At 63.2% G+C, this 23,533-nt stretch carries 23 protein-coding genes; 14 read left to right on the top strand and 9 right to left on the bottom strand.

The window, feature by feature from the left end:
• Positions 1-2: 2 nt before the first annotated feature.
• Together EKN06_RS06310 and EKN06_RS06305 are read right to left on the bottom strand one after the other, a co-directional pair.
• A complete protein-coding gene (locus EKN06_RS06310; RefSeq protein WP_127612066.1) occupies positions 3-1,346 on the bottom strand; it encodes a TldD/PmbA family protein in 1,344 nt (447 codons plus the stop codon).
• 91 nt (positions 1,347-1,437) lie between these two features.
• On the bottom strand, positions 1,438-1,836 hold the full coding sequence (locus tag EKN06_RS06305; RefSeq protein WP_240654645.1) for a hypothetical protein: 399 nt from the start codon (positions 1,834-1,836) through the stop codon (positions 1,438-1,440).
• A gap of 374 nt (positions 1,837-2,210) precedes the next feature.
• On the opposite strand from EKN06_RS06305, the gene lptB reads away from it, so the two are divergent.
• From lptB to EKN06_RS06275, 6 genes are all read left to right on the top strand, one after another.
• Positions 2,211-2,939: an LPS export ABC transporter ATP-binding protein gene (gene lptB, locus EKN06_RS06300; RefSeq protein WP_240654644.1), complete on the top strand. Its 729-nt coding sequence runs from the start codon at positions 2,211-2,213 to the stop codon at positions 2,937-2,939.
• A 37-nt stretch (positions 2,940-2,976) separates the two neighbouring features.
• Positions 2,977-4,500, top strand: a complete 1,524-nt coding sequence (gene rpoN / locus EKN06_RS06295) for an RNA polymerase factor sigma-54 (RefSeq protein ID WP_127612064.1) — start codon at positions 2,977-2,979, stop codon at positions 4,498-4,500.
• Positions 4,501-4,679: 179 nt separating this feature from the next.
• On the top strand, positions 4,680-5,375 hold the full coding sequence (gene ctrA, locus EKN06_RS06290; protein ID WP_127612063.1) for a response regulator transcription factor CtrA: 696 nt from the start codon (positions 4,680-4,682) through the stop codon (positions 5,373-5,375).
• Between the two features lie 166 nt (positions 5,376-5,541).
• Positions 5,542-5,901, top strand: coding sequence for a diacylglycerol kinase (locus EKN06_RS06285; RefSeq protein ID WP_164843971.1), 360 nt, complete (start codon positions 5,542-5,544; stop codon positions 5,899-5,901).
• A 71-nt stretch (positions 5,902-5,972) separates the two neighbouring features.
• Positions 5,973-6,671 (top strand): tRNA (guanine(46)-N(7))-methyltransferase TrmB, encoded by a 699-nt coding sequence (gene trmB, locus EKN06_RS06280; protein WP_127612061.1) that lies wholly within the window; start codon positions 5,973-5,975, stop codon positions 6,669-6,671.
• A 124-nt stretch (positions 6,672-6,795) separates the two neighbouring features.
• Entirely contained in the window at positions 6,796-7,557 is a 762-nt protein-coding gene (locus tag EKN06_RS06275) for a sulfite exporter TauE/SafE family protein (protein ID WP_240654643.1), read from the top strand.
• A 7-nt stretch (positions 7,558-7,564) separates the two neighbouring features.
• Here the strand turns inward: EKN06_RS06275 and EKN06_RS06270 are convergent, their stop codons facing one another.
• On the bottom strand, positions 7,565-7,759 hold the full coding sequence (locus tag EKN06_RS06270; protein ID WP_127612060.1) for a YdcH family protein: 195 nt from the start codon (positions 7,757-7,759) through the stop codon (positions 7,565-7,567).
• Between the two features lie 356 nt (positions 7,760-8,115).
• Between EKN06_RS06270 and EKN06_RS06265 the strand changes: the two genes are divergently transcribed.
• The 6 genes from EKN06_RS06265 (at position 8,116) to ftsH (ending at position 15,926) form a co-directional block, all read left to right on the top strand.
• The gene (locus tag EKN06_RS06265; protein ID WP_127612059.1) at positions 8,116-8,271 is read left to right on the top strand and encodes a YdcH family protein; all 156 of its coding nucleotides are present in this window, start codon (positions 8,116-8,118) and stop codon (positions 8,269-8,271) included.
• A 251-nt stretch (positions 8,272-8,522) separates the two neighbouring features.
• The gene (ptsP, locus tag EKN06_RS06260) at positions 8,523-10,799 is read left to right on the top strand and encodes a phosphoenolpyruvate--protein phosphotransferase (RefSeq protein WP_127612058.1); all 2,277 of its coding nucleotides are present in this window, start codon (positions 8,523-8,525) and stop codon (positions 10,797-10,799) included.
• A 166-nt stretch (positions 10,800-10,965) separates the two neighbouring features.
• The gene (locus EKN06_RS06255) at positions 10,966-11,820 is read left to right on the top strand and encodes a helix-turn-helix domain-containing protein (RefSeq protein WP_127612057.1); all 855 of its coding nucleotides are present in this window, start codon (positions 10,966-10,968) and stop codon (positions 11,818-11,820) included.
• A 131-nt stretch (positions 11,821-11,951) separates the two neighbouring features.
• Positions 11,952-12,926 carry a tetratricopeptide repeat protein gene (locus EKN06_RS06250; RefSeq protein WP_240654642.1) on the top strand — a complete coding sequence of 325 codons (975 nt, stop codon included), beginning with the start codon at positions 11,952-11,954 and terminating at the stop codon, positions 12,924-12,926.
• A 19-nt stretch (positions 12,927-12,945) separates the two neighbouring features.
• Entirely contained in the window at positions 12,946-13,902 is a 957-nt protein-coding gene (gene tilS, locus EKN06_RS06245; protein ID WP_127612056.1) for a tRNA lysidine(34) synthetase TilS, read from the top strand.
• An 83-nt stretch (positions 13,903-13,985) separates the two neighbouring features.
• Positions 13,986-15,926 (top strand): ATP-dependent zinc metalloprotease FtsH, encoded by a 1,941-nt coding sequence (gene ftsH / locus EKN06_RS06240; protein WP_127612055.1) that lies wholly within the window; start codon positions 13,986-13,988, stop codon positions 15,924-15,926.
• Here the strand turns inward: ftsH and EKN06_RS06235 are convergent, their stop codons facing one another.
• The 3 genes from EKN06_RS06235 to rpoZ form a co-directional block, all read right to left on the bottom strand.
• A complete protein-coding gene (locus tag EKN06_RS06235) occupies positions 15,927-16,571 on the bottom strand; it encodes a hypothetical protein (RefSeq protein WP_205693836.1) in 645 nt (214 codons plus the stop codon).
• A complete protein-coding gene (locus EKN06_RS06230) occupies positions 16,571-17,671 on the bottom strand; it encodes a DUF3667 domain-containing protein (protein WP_240654641.1) in 1,101 nt (366 codons plus the stop codon). The genes EKN06_RS06235 and EKN06_RS06230 overlap by 1 nt, the downstream gene beginning before the upstream one ends.
• Before the next feature lie 87 nt (positions 17,672-17,758).
• Entirely contained in the window at positions 17,759-18,103 is a 345-nt protein-coding gene (rpoZ, locus tag EKN06_RS06225; RefSeq protein WP_127612053.1) for a DNA-directed RNA polymerase subunit omega, read from the bottom strand.
• A gap of 112 nt (positions 18,104-18,215) precedes the next feature.
• Between rpoZ and EKN06_RS06220 the strand changes: the two genes are divergently transcribed.
• Both EKN06_RS06220 and EKN06_RS06215 read left to right on the top strand, forming a co-directional pair.
• The gene (locus EKN06_RS06220) at positions 18,216-19,412 is read left to right on the top strand and encodes a phospholipase D-like domain-containing protein (RefSeq protein ID WP_127612052.1); all 1,197 of its coding nucleotides are present in this window, start codon (positions 18,216-18,218) and stop codon (positions 19,410-19,412) included.
• Positions 19,413-19,464: 52 nt separating this feature from the next.
• Positions 19,465-20,067 (top strand): hypothetical protein, encoded by a 603-nt coding sequence (locus EKN06_RS06215; protein ID WP_127612051.1) that lies wholly within the window; start codon positions 19,465-19,467, stop codon positions 20,065-20,067.
• Between the two features lie 27 nt (positions 20,068-20,094).
• Here EKN06_RS06215 and EKN06_RS06210 read toward each other — a convergent pair whose 3' ends face one another.
• From EKN06_RS06210 to metX, 3 genes are all read right to left on the bottom strand, one after another.
• Positions 20,095-21,606 (bottom strand): replicative DNA helicase, encoded by a 1,512-nt coding sequence (locus EKN06_RS06210; RefSeq protein ID WP_127612050.1) that lies wholly within the window; start codon positions 21,604-21,606, stop codon positions 20,095-20,097.
• A gap of 73 nt (positions 21,607-21,679) precedes the next feature.
• The gene (metW, locus tag EKN06_RS06205) at positions 21,680-22,285 is read right to left on the bottom strand and encodes a methionine biosynthesis protein MetW (RefSeq protein ID WP_127612049.1); all 606 of its coding nucleotides are present in this window, start codon (positions 22,283-22,285) and stop codon (positions 21,680-21,682) included.
• Positions 22,286-22,295: 10 nt separating this feature from the next.
• Positions 22,296-23,423 carry a homoserine O-acetyltransferase MetX gene (gene metX, locus EKN06_RS06200; protein ID WP_127612048.1) on the bottom strand — a complete coding sequence of 376 codons (1,128 nt, stop codon included), beginning with the start codon at positions 23,421-23,423 and terminating at the stop codon, positions 22,296-22,298.
• Between the last annotated feature and the right edge of the window lie 110 nt (positions 23,424-23,533).

Here is a 23,533-nt window from a genome sequence, read left to right as displayed (position 1 = left end):
GGTCAGGTTCCGGCGACCGTCATTCCGTCCACCCGCAGCGTCGGCACGTTGGTGGCATATATGATCTCGAGATCGTTCGCCGCGCGCATGGTGCGGAACATGTCGGCAAGATTGCCGGCAATGGTGATGCCCGCGACCGGTCCGGCGATTTCGCCGTTGCTGATCAGGAAGCCTGATGCCCCCCGGCTGTAATCGCCGGTGACGAAGTTGATGCCGTGCCCGATCATTTCGGTCACCAGCACGCCTTCGCCGATGTCCGCGATCAGTTCCGCAACGCTTTGCGTGCCCGGCAGCAATTCGACGTTGGACGAAGAAACGCTTGGCGCGGTGCCGCCTGCGCGCACGGCATGGCCGGTCGGACGACGGCCCAGCTTTCGCGCCGATGCGGCGTCTAGCATCCAGCCAGTCAGCACGCCGTTGTCGATCAGCGCGACGGGACCGGTCGGCAGCCCTTCGCCGTCAAAGGGGCGCGAGCCGAGCCCGCGCTGGCGGAGCGGATCGTCGATGATGGTGATCGCACTGTCGAACACCTGCTGACCTTCGCGTTCCTGCAGGAAGCTGGCGCCGCGCGCGATGGCGGGGCCGGCAATGGCGGATACGAGATGGCCGAGCAGCGAACGGCCGGCCTGAGGGTCGAACACGATGGGCATCGCCCCGCTGCGCATGGATCCCGGGTGCAGCCTTGCGACCGCACGTTCCGCGGCTTTAGCCCCGATCTTCGCTGCTTCGATCAAGTCGGCCCGATGGCGGGCAACCCGCCAGTCCGAACCGCGCTCCATCCCGCTGCCTTCGCCCGCGACGACTGAGGCCGAAACCGAATGTTGCGATTGGCGATAGCTGTTGGCAAAACCGTGGCTGGTGGCCAGCGCGATCGTATTGCCGCCGGTTCCTGCCGATGCTCCTTCGCTGTTGGTGATCCCAGCAACCGCGCGGGCGGCGTCTTCCGCTTCTTCTGCTGCGTGGCGCAGTTCGGCCGGGCCGGGGAGGTCCGAGACCAGATCGAGATCGGGGGCGGGGCCGCGCATCAGCATGTCGGCGGGCGCCAGTTCGGCGTTTTCGTCTTCGGGCGCGACTTGCGCCATGGCGATCGCGCGGCTTGCCAGTTCCTCGAGGCTGCCGGTGTCGATCGCGCTCGACCCGATGGTCGCTTGCCGCCTGCCGATGAAGACGCGAAGGCCGAAATGTTCGGATTCGGATCGGTCCACGCCCTCAAGGCTGCCAAGCCGGACCTGTACGCTTTCGGAGTGGCTGCCGACATAGACCGCGTCGGCCTCGTCCGCGCCCAACCGCCGTGCGCAGGCCATCAATTCGGCGCAACGGTCGAGCGCCTCCCCCTCGTTCAACATCAGGCGCTCAGTATCTAGTTACGATTGAAATGATCATGCCGACAGCAGTAGGGCTTGGCGCTGACCTCGGCAAGACAGGAGATTCTTGCGATTATTCAGCCATCATCGCCATAGCGCGGGCAATCCCGGCCAGCGCAAAGGGCAGTCCGATAGCGACGGCCCAGATGATGATCCGGTCGCGATTGAACCGGGCGGCATGGATTGGATCGTACGCGCCTGCGTCGTCCAGCCGATCCCAATGCCGTTCGAGCAGGCGAGCGGCGGGGATGATTGCGGCAACCAGAACGACAAGCGCAAGGTAGGGCAGCATCGAGTTGCTGACTTCCTTCAGCTGTTTCAAAGTCACGAAAATCTGGAGCCCGGTATAAACCAGCAGGCCGTAAGCAAGATTGTCGCTGATCCGCCGACGCCAGTCTTTCTGCACGCGCGCGACATGGTGCGGTTTCCAGAAGGCGGACGCCTTGCCGGTCTTGTCGCCGGAGATGTCCATCGATGGTCCCTTTCCCGAATGCCGCGTCGAAATGGGCGCGATTTCGTCTCACGCCCGGCCCAGCTTGTCGCATTCGCAGAGTAAACCACGTCGCAATCGGCCCCGTCAAGGTGCGCGCAGTCGCGGAATTCCGCCGCGCATCATGGCGGGACAGGCTGCGATGGCGGGGCAGCCATGCACGTTTCCTGCCAAATGGTGCCAGCGGGGCTTCAAACCGTGGCCGCAGCAGCTTATGAAGGTGGCGAAGCGACTGGCATCGCACAAGCCGTGACGGCGGCGATGGCCCATGCAAACCGATTTGACGGAGATGACTCATCGAAACCCTCGCCGCGATCGAAACCTCGGCAGCCCCGGTCGAATCCGCTGCGCGCCCGATGCCCAAGGGCGGTCTCGAAGTCGTCTCCATCGCCAAAAGCTACGACAAGCGCGCGGTACTGACCGACATTTCGCTATCGGTGGCCAAGGGCGAGGTGTTCGGCCTGCTCGGCCCCAATGGCGCGGGCAAGACGACCTGCTTCTATTCGATCATGGGACTGGTGAAGCCCGACGCGGGCCGCATCCTGATGGACGGCGTCGACGTCACGAAACTGCCGATGTACCGCCGCGCGATCCTAGGCCTCGGTTACTTGCCGCAGGAAACCAGCATCTTTCGCGGCATGACGGTCGAACAGAACATCAACTGCGTGCTCGAACTGGTCGAACCCGACAAGGACATGCGGGCGCAGGAGCTGGAGCGGCTGTTGCAGGAGTTCGGCCTGACCCGGTTGCGCGAAAGCCCGGCCATGGCCTTGTCGGGCGGTGAGCGGCGGCGGTGCGAGATTGCCCGCGCGCTGGCGGCGAAACCTTCGATCATGTTGTTGGACGAACCGTTCGCCGGGATCGATCCATTGTCGATCGGCGACATTCGCGATCTCGTGATCGACTTGCGCAATCGCGGCATCGGCGTGCTCATCACCGATCACAACGTCCGCGAAACGCTCGATATCGTCGATCGCGCCTGCATCATCTATGGCGGGCAGGTGCTGTTCGCCGGATCGCCGGAAGACCTCGTCGCGAACGAGGATGTGCGGCGGCTCTATCTGGGTGAGGGCTTTACGCTCTGAATTCGATGCCCCGGCTTTTCCATGATCCGGTTGACCGATGGCCATAGGGCCCCGCCTCGACCTGCGGCAGACGCAATCGCTGGTGATGACGCCGCAGTTGCAGCAGGCGATCCGCCTGCTTGCGCTGTCCAATCTCGAACTCGAATCGTTCATCGTCGATGCCGTGGCCGACAACCCGCTGGTCGACCTGGCGCCGGGCGGTTCAGATAGTGATGGCCCCCCAGTTGGCGATGGCATAGTTGGCGGCGCGACCAGCGATCAAATCCCGGATGCTCTGCCCGAAGCCTTGCCCGAAGCAGGGGGCAGCGATGGCGAGGCCGCGCTCGACATCCCCGACGGCATGCTGGACCGCGATTTCGACACGGGGTCCGGCATTGGTGCAGGGTCGTCGTCCGGAGGCGGCGGGGCTGAGGATTTCGATCCGATCGAGCGCGCATCCGACAGCGCCGACACGCTGGCCGACCATCTGCATGCGCAAGTCGGCGGGGCCAAGGCCAACGTGGCAGACCAGTTCGTCGCCCATCAGATCATCGACCAAATGGACGAAGCGGGATACCTGACCTTGCCGTTGGGCGAGATCGCCGAACTGCTCGGCATCGGGCTGGCAGAAGCGGAAGCGGGGTTGCGGCTGGTCCAGTCGCTCGACCCGACTGGCGTCGGCGCGCGCGATCTTGCCGAATGCATCGCGCTCCAGGCGATAGAGGCGGATCGCTATGATCCGTGCATGAAAGTGCTGATCGCCAATCTCGACCTGCTGGCGCGCGGCAACATGGCGCAGTTGAAGCGCATGTGCCGGGTGGATGACGAAGATCTGGCCGACATGATCGCCGAATTGCGCGGTTACGATCCCAAGCCCGGCTGTCGGATCGGGGGCGATCCCGCGCCGCCGGTGGTTCCCGACGTGTTCGTGCGGGGCGACACTGCGGGCGGCTGGGCCATCGCGCTGAACCGAGAAACCCTGCCGCGGCTCGTGATCGACCGGGAATACTACACTTCGTTAAAGCGCGGTTGCGGCAAGGATCGCGCATCGCGCGGTTGGCTGGGCGAAAAGCTGGCCGATGCCAACTGGCTGGTAAAGGCGCTGGACCAGCGGCAGAAGACGATTCTGAAAGTGGCGCGGGAAATCGTGCGGCGGCAGGAAGGGTTTTTCATGCGCGGTGTCAGCGCGCTGGTTCCGTTGACCCTGCGCGATGTGGCCGAATCGGTCGGCATGCACGAATCGACCATCAGCCGGGTAACATCGAACAAGTTTCTCAATTGCGGGCGCGGCACTTTCGAACTGAAATATTTCTTCTCCTCCGGCGTCGCGCGCAGCGGGGGCGGAACCGGTGCAGGTGCGAGCGAAGAAGGCGCGTCGGCAGAAGCTGTGAAAGCCGCGATTCGCAGCCTGATCGACGCTGAAAAGCCCGATGCGATCCTGTCGGACGACACGCTCGTCGACCTGCTGCACGAGCGTGGATACACGCTGGCGCGCCGCACGGTCGCCAAATACCGCGAAGCGATCGGACTTGGCAGTTCGGTACAGCGCCGCCGGCAGAAACGATTGATGGGAGCACGCTGAAACGGGCGGAATGCCTGCTTCAACCTGTTGCAATTAAGACTCTATTTGGAATCGTTAATTCGTTTCAGAACTTATTAACCTTTGTAAACGATTTTGCTCATGGTTAATGATTCACGATGCGGGCTCCATAGGGTGCGGAGTAGGGAGGCCGGTCGACAGGGACACCAAGGGGGCTTCTTATGCGTATCCTACTGATCGAAGACGAACCGACGACGGCCAAGGCGATCGAGCTGATGCTCACGACCGAGGGCTTCAATGTCTACCAGACCGACCTTGGCGAAGAGGGTTTGGATCTCGGCAAGCTTTACGATTACGACATCATCCTGCTCGACCTGAACCTGCCCGACATGCACGGGTACGATGTTCTGAAGAAGCTTCGCGTCGCCAAGGTGCAGACGCCGGTGCTCATCCTGTCGGGTATCTCGGAAATGGATTCGAAGGTGCGCTCGTTCGGTTTCGGTGCCGACGATTACGTTACAAAGCCGTTCCATCGCGAAGAACTGGTCGCCCGCATCCACGCCGTAGTGCGCCGGTCGAAGGGCCATTCGCAGTCGGTCATCCGTACCGGCAAGCTTTCGGTCAACCTCGACACCAAGACCGTCGAAGTCGACAATTCGCGCGTGCACCTGACCGGCAAGGAATACGCGATGCTCGAACTGCTTTCGCTGCGCAAGGGCACGACGTTGACCAAGGAAATGTTCCTCAACCATCTTTATAACGGGATGGACGAGCCGGAACTGAAGATCATCGACGTCTTCATCTGCAAGCTGCGCAAGAAGCTGGCGACGGCGTGCAACGGCGACAACTACATCGAAACCGTCTGGGGCCGCGGCTATGTGCTGCGCGATCCGGGTGCGGAAGCGCAGGCCGCATAAGCAGCGGCACACGCAAACAGGTTCCCTGACAAAGGGCGGGCGCGTGCACCATGCGCCTGCCCTTTTTTCGTTGTGACGGCTCTCTGCAAGCTGCAGCCGACACGCTTTCGGCAACGAAACGCGGCGCGGCCCGTTGTCCGTACATGGCGCGATGCAGGAGAAGCGGTTGTCCCTGAAGAACGAAGCTCTGCTGAAACGCGCCGGTTACGCGATGGCGGGCCTGCGCACCGCGTGGCGTAGCGAAAAGGCGTTCCGCCAACAGATGTTGAGCAGCATCGCCATCCTCGCGCTGACCGCAGCTGTCGGACCGGGGGCGGTCTGGTGGGCGTTGATCGTCATGGCGCTTTGCGGCGCGGCGGCGACCGAACTGATGAACGCGGGGCTGGAATCGCTTTGCGACCGGGTCCACCCCGAATTCCACCCGATGATCGGCGCGGCCAAGGACCTTGCCTCGGCCGCTGTCTTCACGATGAACACCGGCCTGACGGTCGTGCTGTTGTTGATGTTGGGAAGTCGGTTCCTGTAACCTGCGGCGGCTTGGCCAACCAGCTAGCCGCCCTTGACGAGACGGGCACAAGCCGCCAACGGCCTTCGCCCATGACAGCACACAAGGAAGGCGATCCGACCACGCTCAACCGGCTTTATGGCCGGTCGAAGGGCAAACCCCTGCGCGCGGGCCAGCAGGATCTGGTACACACACTGTTGCCGCAGATCGCCGTGCCCGACGAAGGTCCGATCACCGCGGCGCGCCTGTTCGGATATGACCGCCCGCTGCATTTCGAAATCGGTTTCGGCGGGGGCGAGCACATGGCCTATCGTGCCGACATGCTGCCCGATCACGGCTTCATCGGGGCCGAACCGTTCGTCAACGGCGTCGCGCAGGCGTTGGTCCACGTCAAGGAAGGCGGCCTTGCCAACGTGCGCATCCAGCATGGCGACGCGCTGGAGGTGCTGGACCGTGTGCCCGACGGCGCGCTTTCGTTCGCTTATCTGCTGCACCCCGATCCCTGGCCCAAGGCGCGCCATGCGAAACGCCGGATGATGAATGACGGTCCGGTGGCACTAATCGCGGCCAAATTGAAACAGGGCGGCGAATTCCGGTTCGGCACCGACCATCCGGTCTATGTCGATCACGCGTTGATGGTGATGCAGCGCCACACCGACAAGTTCGAATGGCTGTGCGAAAAGCCGGCCGACTTTCTGACCCGCCCCGGCGGTTGGCCCGAAACCCGGTACGAGGCCAAGGCCCGCCGGCTGGGGCACGAAGTCTGGTACTTCCGTTACCGGCGGAAGTGATGCGTTTGGAATTCGCGGTTTCAGCAAGAAAGTTCGCCTTCACGCCCGCCATGTAAAACTGGTTGTGCCCAATACCTGGCCGGGCACTATCTCCGCTTCCGTCATCTACATGGGGGATTCGGCCATGGACTTCGCGTCGCTTTCAACGCTGCTTCCCTATGTGGGTATCGGGTTCGCGGCCCAGCTTGTCGACGGTGCACTGGGCATGGCGTTCGGCGTGATCTGCAATTCGCTGCTGGTCGGCGTGCTCGGCGTGCCGCCGGTGCTGGCATCGGCCAGGGTGCATGTCGTGGAATGCTTCACGACCGCAAGTTCGGGGCTGAGCCACCTCTACCATCGCAACATCGACAAGCGGCTATTCCTGAAGTTGCTGGTGCCCGGCGTCATCGGTGGCTTGATGGGTGCATACCTGCTTACCAGCATCGATGCTTCGGTCATAAAACCGTTCGTGCTGGGCTATCTCGCGCTCATCGGCATCTATCTGTTCGGCTACGGCCTGTTCTGGCCGCCCAAACCGCGCGAGGCGAAGCATGTCGCGCCGCTCGGCTTTGTGGGCGGGTTCCTCGATGCGGCGGGCGGCGGCGGCTGGGGCCCGGTCGTGACATCGAACCTGCTGGTCCAGGGGGTGGAACCGCGCAAGGTCATCGGAACGGTCAATTCGGTCGAATTCTTCCTGACGATCGCGGTATCGGCGATGTTCATCGCGCACATCGGCATCGCGGATCTTGCCGGACCCACGCTGGGTTTGATCATCGGCGGTGTCGTGGCGGCGCCGCTGGGCGCATACGCGGCGCGGCATATTCCGGTGAAGCCGATGCTGGTCTTCGTGGGCGTAGTCCTGAGCGCGACGAGCCTGTTCGGTATCTGGAAGGCGTTGGGCTGGTAGGCGACCCTTAGGCGATGATGTCGGGGATCAGGGCATCGGCCAATTGCGCGATCTGGTCCTTCAGGATCAGCTTCCGCTTCTTCAGCCGGGCGACCTGAAGCTGGGTCGCGGGATTTTCCGAAAGCGCGGCGATGGCGGCGTCGAGATCGCGATGCTCGACTTTCAGGATTTCAAGCCGCTTGCGCATCTCGTCTTCGTTCATGCGCTCGATAGTCCCCATTCAGAACCCGCCGGCTGCGTCGGACCTTAGTAAAGGCCGAGCCGGCGGCGCGTCTTTCGCACGGGTCGCGGTCCGTTGCAATCGCCACATCCCAGCGCTTGCCGCCCCGCCTCCGCCCCGCCCCCACTCGTTCACAAACTTCTCGCCGATCACCTGTCGCAAGCCTCGGCCCGTCGAAAATTTTGCGCAAGATATCTTCGCAAAGCCGGCAATCCGTGTTTCAATCTGTCTTCTGGTGGCGATGGCTAACGAGTCGCACCATCGGGCATGGGTCGGAAAGTTTCTACGGTCGGGATCAAGGTTCGGGAGAGTCCCCCACACCAACGCAGGAGATTGCCATGGAATCGACGCACATCACCGCTCTTCAGACCAAGCACGACGGACTTGAACGAAAGCTGCGTGAAGAGCAGGCGCGACCAGCGCCGGATAGTGCGAGGATCCAGTCGTTGAAGCGCGCCAAGTTGAAGATCAAGGAGGAAATCGCGCTCCACTGACAAGCGATTCACCATCCAATCAGACATGACGCCCTCGAGCTACTGGCTCGGGGGCGTTTCAGTTTGGGTGATCGGGCGACGCGGGACATGACCATTCGCATTGCTTGGCGAATTATATGGCGAAGCGGCATTTATATTAATCCGGCGAACCGTTGTTATTGGCCGTATTTCGGAATTTCGGCCGCGACGTCGGGCATGGTTGCACATTACCCGTTTTGCGTTCCGCCCTCCTGTGCTTTAACGCATGGCACATGCAGTCAGCCGTATCAGCCGCCCGTTCGATCCTGACCAACCTGCACGAGGTGATGGCCTCGCGTTCGAATGCGCAGGCAAAGCTGAACCAGGTCGTCGAGATTATCGGCGAGAACCTGCACAGCGAAGTCTGCTCGATCTACCTCTTGCGCGAAGGCATGCTCGAACTTTTCGCCACGCGCGGGCTTGAGCAAAGCGCCGTTCACGTCACGCGGCTGGCCGTCGGCGAAGGTCTGGTCGGCATGATCGCCGCCAATGTCGAAATGTTGAACCTTGCAGAGGCGGCAGCCCACCCGGACTTCCTCTATCGCCCTGAAACGGGTGAGGAAAAATTCCATTCGTTCGCCGGCGTGCCCATCGTGCGCCGCGAACGCGCCGTCGGTGCGCTCATTGTTCAGCATGTCGAACCGCGTCGCTACGAAGAAATCGAGATCGAGGCGCTGCAGACCGTGGCGATGGTGCTGGCCGAACTCATCAGCAATGCGGGTCTGGTCGACGAACACGACGCGCTGTCGGCCAGTCCTCAATTCACCGAACCACAGCAGCTGACCGGTCTGCCGCTGGTCAAGGGTCTCGCCGCCGGGCACGCGGTGTTCCATCAGCCCCGCATCAACATCGAACACGTCGTCGCCGAAGATACCGAGGCGGAGATCCAGCGCGTCTACCTCGCCTTCGACAAGATGCGCGAACAGATCGACAAGATGGCGAGCCAGGCCGAATTCGGCGTGGGCGGAGAGCACGAGGCCGTGCTCGAAACCTACAAGATGTTCGCCTACGACGAAGGCTGGTCGCGCCGCATCCGCGAAGCGATCGATTCCGGCCTTACGGCAGAAGCCGCGATCGAACGGGTGCAGCAACGGACCCGGATGCGCATGCGGCAAATCGACGATCCGCTGCTGGCAGAACGCATGCACGATCTCGAGGATTTGTCGAATCGCCTGCTGCGCATGGTGTCGGGACAGGTCGGGACCGCGGCGACAATGGGCCTGCGCGGCGATGCGATCCTTATCGCGCGCAACCTTGGCCCGGCCGAATTGCTCGAATACGATCGCCGCCGGCTCAAGGGCGTCGTGCTCGAAGAAGGCTCACTCACCGCGCACGTCGTCATTGTCGCGCGGGCGATGGGCGTGCCGGTGCTGGGCAGGGTGCAGGGCCTCCGCGGTTTCGTGCGCGAAGGCGACGAAATCCTGCTCGATGCCACGATGGGCATCGCCAACATCCGCCCCGGCGGGGCTGTGATCGAAGCGTTCGAGGCGCGTTCGGCGAAGAACCGCGAAAAACAGGCGGCCTATGCCGCACTACGCGATGTCGAGCCGTTTACCAAGGACGGCGAGCGCGTGACGATCATGGTCAACGCAGGGCTTCGCGACGACGTGCCGATGCTGAACCTGACCGGCGCGGACGGGATCGGCCTGTTCCGCACCGAATTTCAGTTCCTCGTGTCCGCGACCCTGCCGCAGCGGGACAGGCAGACGAAACTTTATCGCGACGTGCTGGAGGCGGCGGGAGACAAGCCGGTCGTGTTCCGCACCGTCGATATCGGCGGTGACAAGTCATTGCCTTACTTGCGTCGACAGGACGACGGACACGACGACGAAAATCCGGCGATGGGCTGGCGCGCCCTACGCCTGGCGCTTGGCCGCGAAGGCTTGATGAAAGCGCAGGCGCGATCGCTGCTCGAAGCGGCAGGCGGGCGCACCCTCAACGTCATGTTCCCGATGGTGTCGGAACCATGGGAATTCGATGCCGCCAAGGCGGTTTTCGAAAAGCAACTGGAATTCCTGAAAGCGCGGCGCAAGATGCTGCCCGAACAGATCCGTTATGGCGCGATGCTTGAGGTTCCGGCCTTGGCCGAAGTGCTCGACGTGCTGGCGCCCAAGCTGTCCTTCCTTTCGATCGGGACCAACGACCTGACCCAGTTCTTGTTCGCCGCCGACCGCGCGAACCCGAAGCTGGCCGAACGCTATGACTGGCTCAGCCCCGCGATCATGCGGTTCATGCGCCGGGTGATGCAATCGCTGACCGGGCACAAGATCGACGTCACCGTTTGCGGAGAAATGGGCGGCCGCCGACTGGAGGCGCTGGCACTGATCGGACTTGGTATCCGCCGCCTTTCCATCACGCCCGCCTCTGTCGGCCCGATCAAGGAAATGGTCCGTCAGATCGACACCGCCGAAATTGCGCAGGCGATGGACCGCTGGCTGAACGAGCCGGTCGCGGACCTGCGCGCGGCGATGATCGCCTGGGCGGAAGAACGCGGAATCGATTGGGACTGAAATCGATTGGATTGACCATCCGCATGTTTCGCGGGAACGGCCGTGACCCTCGCGATTTCGTTTGTTGTGCAAACAAGTGGCGCAAATCACGACGGTCACGCTTGACTTGGGCCATGCGGCACGCTTGCCTCGCAACGGGGCGATACGAGCAGAGGCGACATTTCGAGTGAACGAAAGCGAAAACGAAGCGGACAATGCCCCCTCGGCCGATGGGTTGGTTGAAACCGCCCCCGCCGGCATCGGCGCGGTCCTTATGGCAGAGCGTGAACGACAGGGCCTGTCGCGCGAGGATATCGGCGTGCGCACACGGATCGCGGAACGTCATCTCAAATCGATCGAGGACGGCCGTTTCGACGATCTGCCGGGCCGCACTTACGCTTTCGGTTTCGCGCGCAGCTATGCCCGCGCGCTCGGCCTCGATGAAGAGCCCATCGTTGATGGCCTGCGCGATGTGCTGGGGGCAACCGCCACGTATGCTCCGGTTCGCAACCTCGACACCATGGAGCCGGGCGATCCGGCCCGCATCCCGTCGTCCGCGCTGGCGTGGGGCGTCGCTGCCCTGTTCGTCGTGATCGTGGTGGGCGGCTTTTTCATCTGGCGGGGCTATTTCATGCCCGCCAGCGAACTACCCGCGCTCGAAGCGGAAAAAGTCGCGGCCAGCCCGGCCGCTTCCGCGCCGGCTACGACTGCAACACCGGCCGCAGCTCCCACTGGTGATGTCACGTTTACCGCGACGGCGGACGGCATTTGGGTCAAGTTTTACGACCGCAGCGGTCGCCAGTTGATGCAAAAGCAGATGGCGTTGAACGAAACCTTCACGATTCCGGCCGATGCCGACGGACCGCAATTGTGGACCGGGCGGCCCGATGCGCTGAAGATCACCATTGGTGGCAAGGCCGTGGCGCCGCTTGCGACCGGGGAAAGCACGGTCAAGAACGTCCCCGTCGACGCGGCATCGCTGACCGCGCGCAAGCCCGGCCCCGGTCTGCCTGAGCGTAGGTCGCCCGCCGCCCAGAATTAACCCAGGTTCCGGATCTGATCCGGATTTCCGCTTCACCCGGTTTTCGAATTTCTCAGCTCCGTTAAGCGCCCGTTTGGCATGAACTTGGCAGGACGGTGCCGAACACGAGAACCAGAAAGGTCCGTTCCGTCATGAAGTCCGCCACCCGCACCCGCCGCTTTCCGGCCTTGTTGCTCGGCACGCTGATGTCGGCATCGTTGCTGTCGCCGATGCCCGCCGCCGCGCAGGATGACGCGACGCGCCTGCGCAAGCTGGAAGCGGAAGTCCGCGCCTTGCAGCGCAAGGTATTTCCCGGAGCCGACGGCAAGTATTTCGAGCCGCAGATCACCCCCGCCCAGCCTGGGCCCGCGCCCGCCCTCGCGCCTTCGACCGGGCCGGTCACCGATCTGCTGACGCGGATGGATTCGGTGGAAACGGCCCTGTCGCAGCTGACCGCGCAGACCGAGGTCAACCAGAACGCCCTGCGCCTGTTAAGCGCACGGCTCGAAACGCTGGAGGCCAAGGCCCGGGCCTATGAAGCGCCGATGCCGGTCGAGCCCGATGGTGGGATTGGTGACGGGACGCCTTTGGCGGCCAAGCCGTCGCCAAAGCCCGCCACGCCCGGTTCCGCTGCTCAGTCCGCCGCCGCCAAGGCACCCGTCAAGCCGGCAGCCGCATCTGCGACCTCTTCCACGGGCGCAGTGGCCAGCGGTGCTGTCGAACGACCCAACACGGGTGATGCGGGCGACGATGCCTATGTCTATGGCTATCGACTGTGGGAAGCGGGCGAATTCGTCGCCGCGCAGAAACAGCTGGTGGCCATGCTCGGCAAATATCCCGCGCACAGCCGCGCGACTTATGCGCGCAACCTGCTCGGCCGCGCTTATCTCGATAATGGCAAGCCGCGCGAGGCGGCAGAGGCATTCCTGAAGAACTATCTCGACAACCGTGGCGGCGCGCGGGCGCCCGACAGCCTCGTCTATTTGTCGATCGCCACGCTGAAGCTGGGCAACAAAGCCAAGGCTTGCGAGGCGCTGGAGGAATTCCGTCTCGTCTATCCGAACGAGGCCGCCGGCCGACTGGCCAACCTGTCGAGCGAAACGGCAGGCAAGGCCGGTTGCAAGTAAGCGTCGGGGGACAGCGAGCATGAACCTTCCGGTCCTGTTTGCGCAAGAATGCGTGCGGCTGGGGCTGCGGAAGGGTGAGCCGCTTGGCCTCGCCGTGTCTGGCGGACCGGACAGCCTTGCCCTTCTGGTGTTGGCGCAGCAGGTCATGCCCACCACGATCCGCGTCGCCACTGTCGATCACGGCCTGCGGCCTGAAGCGGCGGACGAGGCGGCGTTTGTCGCGCAGACTTGTGCCGACCTCGGCGTGCCGCATGAAACGCTTGCCGTTTCCTTGGGAAAGGGCGGAAATGTTCAGGCGCGGGCGCGGGCCGAACGTTACGGCGCTTTGGGGTCATGGGCCGCGCGACAGGGCCTGCGCTTCGTCGCCACCGCCCATCATGCCGACGACCTGGCCGAGACGCTGTTGATGCGGTTGAACCGCGCTTCGGGATTGCGCGGGCTGGGCGCCATGCGCGATCGCGCCACTTTGCCGGGGCGAACCGATGTGATGGTGATCCGGCCCTTGCTGGCCACGCCGCGTTCCGAACTGGCGACCGTCGTGGAACGTGCGGGGCTGGACCCCGTCGACGATCCGTCCAATTCCGACCCGGCCTATGACCGCGCCCGCATTCGCAAGGGGCTGGCAGAGGCGGATTGGCTCGATCCCATGCGGCTTGCAGCCAGCGCGATGCACTTGCGCGATGCGGCCGACGTGCTTGAATTCGGGGCGCGGCACGAATTCGCTGCACAAGTCAGCATGAGCGACGATGGCCGCCAATTGGCCTATAATCCGGCAGGGCCGCTCGCGGTTCGCTTTCGCGTTCTTGAAGAACTGATCGCACGGCTCGCGACCGAAGGAACGCCGCGAGGGGAGGAGGTGGCCCGCCTGCTCGAATCGCTGGAAGCAGGAGAGAAGGCGACGCTGGCCGGGGTCATGTGCACCCCGCGCGCAGGCGTGTGGCATTTCGCCGCGGCGCCGCCCCGGAACGAGGGCTGATCCAACCGCCTTTGCCCGTTTTCGTTTGCTTGCCATTCACCATGCGTCACCTACATTAAGCGGTGAAAGGTGAATCCGACCCCATGAACGAAAACGATCCGCAGCCCACCGGCAATCCCTGGTTGAAAAGCCTCATGATCTGGGGCGGCATTTTCCTTGGCCTGCTCCTTGTCGTATCGATGTTCGGCGACCGGGCCGCACCGACCGGAACGCCGATTGCCTATTCCGATTTCCGCGACAAGGTGGCCGAAGGTTCGGTGCGCGAAGTGCAGATCGCGCCCGACAGCATTTCCGGCACGCTCAAGAACGATCAGGCGTTTTCGACCATTCCGGTCGGCTCCGATCCGGGGCTGATGACGCTTTTGGCCGAAAACGACGTAAAGTACGAAGGCAAGGCTCCCGACGAGCCTAACTTGCTGCTCTACATCCTCGCCCAGTCGCTGCCGTTCCTGCTGATCCTCGGCATCGCGTTCTTTGCGCTACGCCAAGTGCAAAAAGGCGGCGGCGCGGGCGGTGCGATGGGCTTCGGCAAGTCGAAGGCCAAGATGCTGACCGAAAAGCAGGGCCGCGTCACGTTTAACGACGTCGCCGGCATCGACGAGGCGCGCGAGGAGCTGGAGGAGATCGTCGAGTTCCTGAAGGACCCGTCGCGGTTCTCGAAGCTCGGCGGCCAGATTCCCAAGGGCGCGCTGCTGGTCGGTTCGCCCGGCACCGGCAAGACGCTGCTTGCGCGCGCTATCGCGGGTGAGGCGGGCGTCCCGTTCTTCACCATCTCCGGATCCGACTTCGTCGAGATGTTCGTCGGCGTCGGCGCAAGCCGCGTGCGCGACATGTTCGAACAGGCGAAGAAGAACGCGCCGTGCATTGTCTTTATCGACGAAATCGACGCGGTCGGTCGCCATCGTGGCCACGGCCTCGGCAATTCGAACGACGAGCGCGAGCAGACGCTCAACCAGTTGCTGGTCGAGATGGACGGGTTCGAGGCGAACGAAGGCATCATCATCATCGCGGCGACCAACCGCCCCGACGTGCTCGACCCCGCGCTGCTGCGTCCGGGCCGGTTCGACCGCCAGGTGGTCGTGCCCGTTCCCGATATCGACGGGCGCGAAAAGATCCTTGCCGTGCACATGAAGAAGGTGCCGCTGGCCCCCGACGTGAATTCGCGCACGATTGCGCGCGGCACGCCCGGATTTTCCGGCGCGGATCTTGCCAACCTTGTCAACGAAGCGGCGCTGCTGGCGGCGCGGCGCAACAAGCGCCTTGTCGCGATGCAGGAGTTCGAGGACGCCAAGGACAAGGTCATGATGGGTACGGAGCGCCGCTCCATGGTCATGACCGATGACGAGAAGAAGATGACCGCCTATCACGAAGCCGGTCATGCGCTCGTCAGCCTGAACGAAGAGGCGTCGGACCCGATCCACAAGGCGACGATCATACCGCGCGGCCGCGCATTGGGCATGGTCATGCGCCTGCCGGAACGCGACAATTATTCGTACCACCGCGACAAGATGCACGCGAACTTGTCCGTTGCGATGGGCGGTCGCGTGGCCGAAGAAATCATTTTCGGCCATAGCAAGGTGTCGAGCGGCGCATCGTCGGACATCCAGTATGCGACCGATCTTGCCCGCAACATGGTGACCCGTTGGGGCATGTCCGACAAGCTTGGCCCGTTGCAATACGAAGCGAGCCAGGAAGGTTATCTTGGCATGGGCCAAACCAGCCGGACCATGGCCAGCGATGAAACCAACAAGCTGATCGACGCCGAAATCCGCAAGCTGGTCGACGATGCCCATGCGCGTGCGACCGACATCCTGAAGACGCAGGAGGACAAGCTCCACCTGCTCGCACAAGCGATGCTGGAATATGAGACGCTGAGCGGGGACGAGATCATCCACTTGCTCGAAAGCGGCGACATCGGCCGCCCCGACGCGCCCAAGGGTCCGACACGCCCGGTCAGCGCCGGCAGCATCGGCGTACCGAAGGCTGGCCGTAAGTTTGGCGGGACCGCGCCGCAGGGCGCCTGATCAGTTCGAGCCGGTCAGGACGATCTCCGGCGTGAGGTCGTCCACCGGCTCGCACCGGTTCTGATAATCGGCGATCTTGCGGGCGAGGTCGGACCGCACTTCGGTCAACGCATTCGTCCCGGCGAGGATATCCGTCTTCGAAACTTCGAAAGTATCGGTCTGCCCGGTCGACGGGTACAGCCGGACAGCCATTAGCGGCGACGACTTTCCCGCCATCGTGACCAATGTCGGCCAGTCCATCGTCAGGTGACGACTGCCCGAATTGGCCGCGGATCGAAATGTAGTGTCCGACCAAGCGACTTCGCCGGACTTTTGCGCCAAGCCCATCTGCACCGCCAACCTCGCCTGTGGATCAGCGACATGAATGGCGAGGATGGTCGGCCAGTCGAGAGTCTGAGCGCGCCCGTTTTGGGAATAAGCCTCGATCGCAAGGGCAGGATCGCGTCGCGGCGCGCGCCACGACCACCAAGCCTCTCGCAAGGTACCGTCCCGGTTCAACGCAGCGCTGGCCCATGCCTGCCCGTCGGACTGCGTACCCGCCTCGCAACTCCAACCCGGTGTTGGCTTGTGCGGCAGGGTTATGCAGCCGCTTGTCGCAAGCAGGATCCCGGTCACAAGCGTCCGCCGAAACGCTTTGCCCACCATCATAATCCACCCATCCCCACCAGGATTGCGAGGAAAAGCAGAGCAACGATGAAGGCGATGATCAACACCGCCACCGTCCGCCATGCGGCCCCGAACCGCGAAAGCCCATATGTGCCGCGCAATTGCGAGAATATGTGCAACGGTACGATCAAGATCAGCGCGGTCGCGATCAGCCCGCCGGAAATCCCTGCAAAGCCGAGCAGGCTTGCGGCAAGGAACAGCAGCGACATGAAAGCGATCGAGTAAGTCACGAAAACCGCGTGGTCGTACAGCCCGTATCGCCGCCGCCATGCGAACAGCAACCAGACGAAAGGCAGCGAGAGCGGGATCAGCAGCCACGAAAATTTGTAACCGGTCGACTGCAGCTTGTAGATCATCAGCGACGGGTTATCGCGCCACTTGCGCAGCAGCGGCGCAAGCCGAGGCGCTCCGACTAACTCGTCCGGGGCATCGAGGGTGAGCGCGCGCAAGGCGGCAATGTCGTCGTCCAGCGTTGCCACCTTCGCCTCAAGCCTCGCCCGGTCGGGATCGTCGCTGTCCAGCGCGGCCAGTTCCGCAGCGACCATGTCGCGATTTTCCTGCGCTTTCTCGATTGCCTGATCGAACGATGCCGGGCCACTGATGGGAGCATTCGGCGCGGTGAAAGAAAACACCGCGAACATCGCAAAGATCGCGAACAGGAACAATGCCATCGGCGAGACATAGCTGGCGCGCTTGCCGTCGATATAGGCGCGGGTCAGCCTGCCCGGCCGGAACGCCAGCAAGGGCAGCGTGCGCCACGTCTTGCCGTCCAGATGCAGCACGCCGTGCAAGAGATCGTGCAAAAAGGCACCCATCGTGCGGTGAAGGTGCGCCGCTTGTCCGCAATGGCGGCAATAGTTGCCCTCGATCGTCGCGCTGCAATTCAGGCATGCGGTTTCTTCGAAATGTCCGGCGCCGCCCCGCACCAACGCGCCATGGTCACGCTCCACCGCATGGCCGATGGCAGTTCCTTCGGCCACGCCACCCAGTGCCTCGATCCCGTCTCCGGTCATGTTGGTGACCCCCTTGCCATTGGCGGAAAGATACCCTGCAAGGAAAGAAACGGGAAGGGTGATCACCCGAGGGAATTGCTACGCAACGAAAAAGGGCGACCCGCAGGGCCGCCCTTTTCACGTTAGACTTTAGGTCCGACGGCGTACGAAGGATCAGCCCTCGTAGTCTCCGCCGATCGAGGTATTGCGCGTCGGTGCGGCGGCGGTAAGGCGCAGCGCCTCTGCCGAACGGGACAGCGAGCCGATTTCATCGACCTCGTCGTCGTCGTCCATCGCGACTTTCTGAAGACCCTGGATCAGGGTTTCCTTCAATTCCTTGGGCCTGACGTTCTCTTCCGCGATTTCGCGCAAGGCGACGACCGGGTTCTTGTCGCGGTCGCGATCGACGGTCAATTCGGCTCCTGCCGAAATCTCGCGTGCGCGCTGCGCGGCGAGGAGAACGAGATCGAACCGGTTCGGGATCTTGTCGACACAATCTTCGACAGTAACGCGCGCCATGGGGCACTCCGTGAAAAAGTAATTCAAGGGTACGGGAAAGGGCGGCAATTAGGCGCAAGGGCGGTGAAAGTCAAGGATTGCGGCGGCCCGCGCGCCGGTCCACATCATAGTCATGCTGGAAACCGTCAAGACGCTCGACCCCGCGGAAATGCGCGATCCCGCCTATTGCGATCCGCCGCCGTTCTCGGTCGAAGCGCAGGGGCAGAAGCTGCGGTTCTATCCGGCGGGACAGGACCGGCTGGACGCGCTGATCGAATTGATCGAATCGGCGCGCACGACGCTGAAGCTTTGTTTTTACATCTTTGCCGAGGACGCCACCGCCGTCCGGGTGCGCGATGCCTTGACCGAGGCGGCATTGCGCGGGGTTGAGGTGAAGCTGATCATCGACGGATTCGGGGCTGCGGCGACCGATGAATTCTTTGCCACGTTCAAGATCGCAGGGGGCCAATACTGGCGCTTTTCCGCGCGTTGGTCGCAGCGTTACCTGATCCGCAATCATCAAAAGATGGTGATCGTCGACGGCGTTCGCGCGATGGTCGGCGGGTTCAATATCGAAGACGATTATTTCAAATCTCCGCAAGAAAGCGGGTGGAACGACCTTGGCCTCGTGCTCGAAGGCAGCCTTGTCGAAGCGCTCGACCGGTGGTTCGCCAAGCTGGAAGGCTGGCTGTCCCACCCCAAGGCACAGTGGCGTTCCATCCGCCGCATCGTGCGTGAATGGGACCCGGGCAGCGAAACGGCACGCATGCTCGTCGGCGGGCCGACGCGCGGGCTTTCGACATGGGCGCGCTGCGTGTCGGAAGACCTGATGCGGGGCGAGCGGCTGGACATGATGATGGCCTATTTCTCGCCGCCCAAACGGCTGGTCCGGCGCATCGCGCGAATCGCGGCAAAGGGCCAGACGCGCCTGCTGATGGCGGGCAAGAGTGATAACGGGGCGACGATCGGCGCGACCCGCGCACTCTATCGCCCGCTGTTGAAACGGGGCGCGCGGATCTGGGAATTCGTGCCGTGCAAGCTGCACACCAAGCTCATCGTGCTGGACGACAAGGTCTATGTCGGCAGCGCCAATTTCGACATGCGCAGCCTTTATATCAACCTCGAACTCATGCTGGTGATCGAGGATGCGGCGCTGGCCGCCAAGATGCGTGAATTCATCGGCCAACACCTCGACGCGTCGTTGGAAGTCACGCCCGAAGTGCACCGCGCACGGGCGACATGGTGGAACCGGCTGCGCTGGCAATTGTCGTGGTTCCTCGTCGGCGTAGTCGATTATTCGGTCAGCCGGAAACTCAACCTCGGGCTCTGACCCTCGCAATCCTCAATGGAACCGGTCGGCGTTGAGGTTCGTTGCAAGGGGCATGAAACTGTTCGGTCAGCTCCTCGCCGCATCCGCCATCGCCTCGCTCGGCCTTGCCGCCGCGTGCAAGTCGGAAACCGCGCCGCCCGATAGCGCGCCGACCGTTGAGGCCACCGCGTCTGCGACCGCCACCGCAATTCCCAGCACCGCCGGCGAAACTACCGGCTTGCCCGAAGGCGAGCCGATCGACAGCGGCACGATCGGCGGCGACGGGTCGGAACTGCGGCTCGATCTCATCGACTTTTCCGCCGATATGCCGTTCACGTTGAAGGGTGAGCTGTCCTGTTCCTTCATCCGCACCGGCGATGCGAGGCCGTTGCTCTACGCAACCGGGTTTGCGGGCGGAGAGGCGGAGCGTGCCAACGGCATGGTGTCTATTGCCGGCTATCCCACACCCATCGTGTCGAGCGAGGACGGTGGTTTCAACGCCATCGTTGATGGCGGCCGGTTCGCGGGGAAGGGCATTGTGCTCGACATCCGCCGCGGCAAAGCACCGATGCCGCACGCGGGCGGCGAATCCCCGCCCTATCCCGCCGCGATGAAGGCGATGCGCGCCGACGGGGCAGAACGCAGCTTCAACGGTACGTGGAACTGCGGGCCCTAAGTCGCGATCGCCGATAGGCCGAAGGCCTCAGTCGTGATCCGAACCGAACTGGTCGTCGGCAAGGTCGGAAAACTTGGTGATCCGCGCTTCGAACCTCATCCGCACGCGGCCTGTCGAACCGTGACGCTGTTTCGCGACGATCAATTCGGCGATGCCGGTCACCTGTTCCATCTTTGCGCGCCATGCCTCCCACTTTTCGTGGACGTCGGCAGGGTCTTTTTCGTCGGGGAACTTGGGCTCCACCGCGTTAACGTAATAATCCTCGCGATAAACGAACAGCACGATGTCGGCGTCCTGCTCGATCGAACCCGATTCGCGAAGGTCGGACAGCATCGGCTTCTTGTCCTCGCGCTGTTCCACGGCACGCGACAGCTGCGACAGCGCCATCACTGGCACGTCGAGTTCCTTGGCCAGCGTTTTCAGCCCGCGCGAAATCTCCGAAATCTCGTTGACGCGATTGTCGTTGGCGCGGCCCGAACCCTGTAGCAGCTGCAGGTAGTCGACCACGATGAAGCCGATGTTGTGCCGCCGCTTCAGCCGCCGCGCCCGGGCGCGCAGGGCCGCGATCGTCAGCGCGGGCGTGTCGTCGATATAAAGTGGCAGTTCGGCCAGTTCCTGGCTTGCGCGCGACAGGGACTGGAAATCCTCGCGGCTGATCTTGCCGGTGCGCAGGTTTTCCGACGAAATACCCGACTGTTCGGCAAGGATACGCGTGGCCAGCTGATCGGCGCTCATTTCCAAGCTGAAGAACGCGGTCGCGGCGCCGACCGAATCTTCTTCGCTTATGCCATCGGCGAGATCGCGGCGCAGGCGATTTGCCGCGTTGAACGCGAAGTTGGTGGCGAGCGAGGTCTTGCCCATGCCCGGACGTCCCGCAAGGATGAGAAGGTCGGAGTTCTTGAGCCCGCCCAGCTTCTGGTTGACTGACGAAAGCCCGGTGGTGACGCCCGCGACATGGCCGCCCGAATTCAGCGCCTGTTCGATCAGCTTGATCGAAGTGCGGGTCGCGGCGGCAAAGCTTTGCGTTTCGGAGCCCGTCGTCGACCCTTCGGCCACCTTGTAAAGCGCGCTTTCGGCCTGTTCGATCTGCTGCATGGGATCGACGGTATCGGACGTGTCCATCGCATCCGTCACCAGCTGGCGACCGACCGACACGAGCTGGCGCAGCAGCGCGAGATCGTAGATCTGTTCGGCCAGCTCGCGCGGCGCGATCAACCCTTGCGAATCGGCGGTCAGCCGGGCGAGGTAGTTGATGCCACCCAGCTGCTTCATGCCTTCGTCGGCTTCGAAATAGGGCTTGAGCGTGACGGGCGTGACCACCGCCTTGCGGTCGATGAGCGTCAGCATCTTTTCAAAGATGCGCGAATGCAGAGGTTCGAAGAAGTGGTCGGGCACGAGATGGATGTTCATCTCTTCGATTACGCGATTGTCGATCAGCGCCGCGCCCAGAAACGCTGCCTCCGCCTCCACATTGGCGGGAAGGCGGTGGCCTTCGTCATCGTTGACGGGGGCGAGCGGGATCTGATCGGGAAGTGCCATGGGGCAGCGTAATGCTACCAGCTATGCCGCCTATCAAGCGGCGAATTTTTCCACACCCTGTGGGTTACGCGTATCAATCGCGCGAGACGAGGAAAACCGCGTGTTCGGCAGTGAGATTCGCCATGACCTGATGCGACGCACGGCCATTGGTAAAAAACCACGCCCGCTCTGCCCTGATGCCGCGAGCGGCAAGCAGGTCGCGGAAATCGGCGATGGTCAGGTGGTGGATGTTGGGCGTTTCGTACCACGCTACCGGGATCAGTTTCGTCACCGGCATCCGCCCGCCCAACAGCAACGAGGTGCGCACCCGCCAGTGGGCGAAATTGGGGAAAGACACGAACCCGCGCGGCGCGATGCGCAACAGGTTTTCGATCACGAGATCGGGTCGGCGCGTCGTCTGCAACGTTTGTGACAGAATGGCGTAATCGACGCTTTTGTCGGGGTAATAGGCAAGGTCGGTATCGGCATCGCCCTGCATGACCGAAAGCCCGCGCCCGACGCAGGCGGCGACGTTGGCCGCATCCAGCTCCAGCCCGCGAGCATCGCATCCCTTGGCGGTCAGCGCTGCAAGCAGTTCGCCATCGCCGCAACCGATGTCGAGCACGCGCGCGCCGGGTTCGACATGGTCGGCGATGACCGCGAGATCGGGCCGCAGCGCGCCGGGAATTGCCGGGGTCATCGCACGCCCTTCATTGCAGGAATCCCGCAACGACGCGGTCCAGTTCGGGAACGTCGAGCAAAAAGCTGTCATGTCCGAACGGGGCCGACAGTTCGACGAAGCTGACCGGCAGGCCTGCCGCGTTCAGCGCGTGGGCGATCGTGCGCGATTCGCCTGTGGGGTAAAGCCAGTCGGTATCAAAGCTGACAAGGCAGAACCGCGCCTTTGTGCCCGCGAACGCATCGGCCAGCTTGCCGCCGTGTTCTTCGGCGAGGTCGAAATAGTCCATGGCGCGGGTGATGTAGAGGTACGAATTGGCGTCGAACCGGTCGGTGAACGACAGGCCCTGATGGCGCAGGTACGATTCGACCTGAAAGTCCGCGTCGAAGCCGAACGTCTTGGCGTCTCGATCCTGAAGGCGACGGCCGAATTTCTCGGTCAGGCCCTGTTCCGAAAGATACGTGATGTGCGCAGCCATGCGCGCCACGGCGAGCCCCGATTCCGGCCCCGTCTTGCGCGGGTCGGCCACGTCCTTCGAATAGTAGTCGCCGCCATGCCACGCAGGGTCGGCCATGATCGCCTGTCGCCCGACTTCGTGAAAGGCGATGTTCTGGGCCGAATGGCGCGCGGTGCTGGCGATGACCAGCGCGGCGTTCAGCCTGTCACCGAAATTGGCGGCCCAGCTCAGTGCCTGCATCCCGCCCATCGACCCGCCGACGACCGCGTGCAGTTTCGCAATGCCCAGCGCGTCAATCAGCGCGACTTGCGCGCGAACCATGTCGCGAATCGTGATGACGGGAAAGCGCATGCCATAAGGACGGCCGTCTTCGGCCTCGCTTGCCGGGCCGGACGAGCCCATGCACGATCCGATCACGTTGGCGCAGATGACGAAGAAGCGGTCGGTGTCGATCGGCTTGCCCGGCCCGACCATGCGGATCCACCACCCTGGCTTGCCGGTGATCGGATGGGGCGAGGCGACGTGCTGGTCGCCCGTCAGCGCATGGCAAATTACGATCGCGTTCGACTTGTCCGCGTTCAGCGAGCCATAGGTTTCATACGCCACGCGCACGCCCGCAAGCGTTCGCCCGCTGTCCAGAAGCAGCGGTTCGGCCAGTTCGATCACCGGGCCGGAAGTCGTATCGGAGGCCTTTGTCGCCATGGGGCGCCGGGATTGCGGCGAAGCGGGGGCGCTGTCAACGATTGTCCGCCGATGCGGCGAAAAGCGGGATGATGGTTGCAAAAGTTACATTTGAGTTTGCCCCTGCGCGG

Source organism: Croceicoccus ponticola (assembly GCF_004004515.1).
In the GTDB taxonomy this organism is placed as follows: Bacteria; Pseudomonadota; Alphaproteobacteria; order Sphingomonadales; family Sphingomonadaceae; genus Croceicoccus; species Croceicoccus ponticola.
Note: the sequence above shows the minus strand (reverse complement) of the source record. Positions and strands in the feature narration are given on the sequence as shown.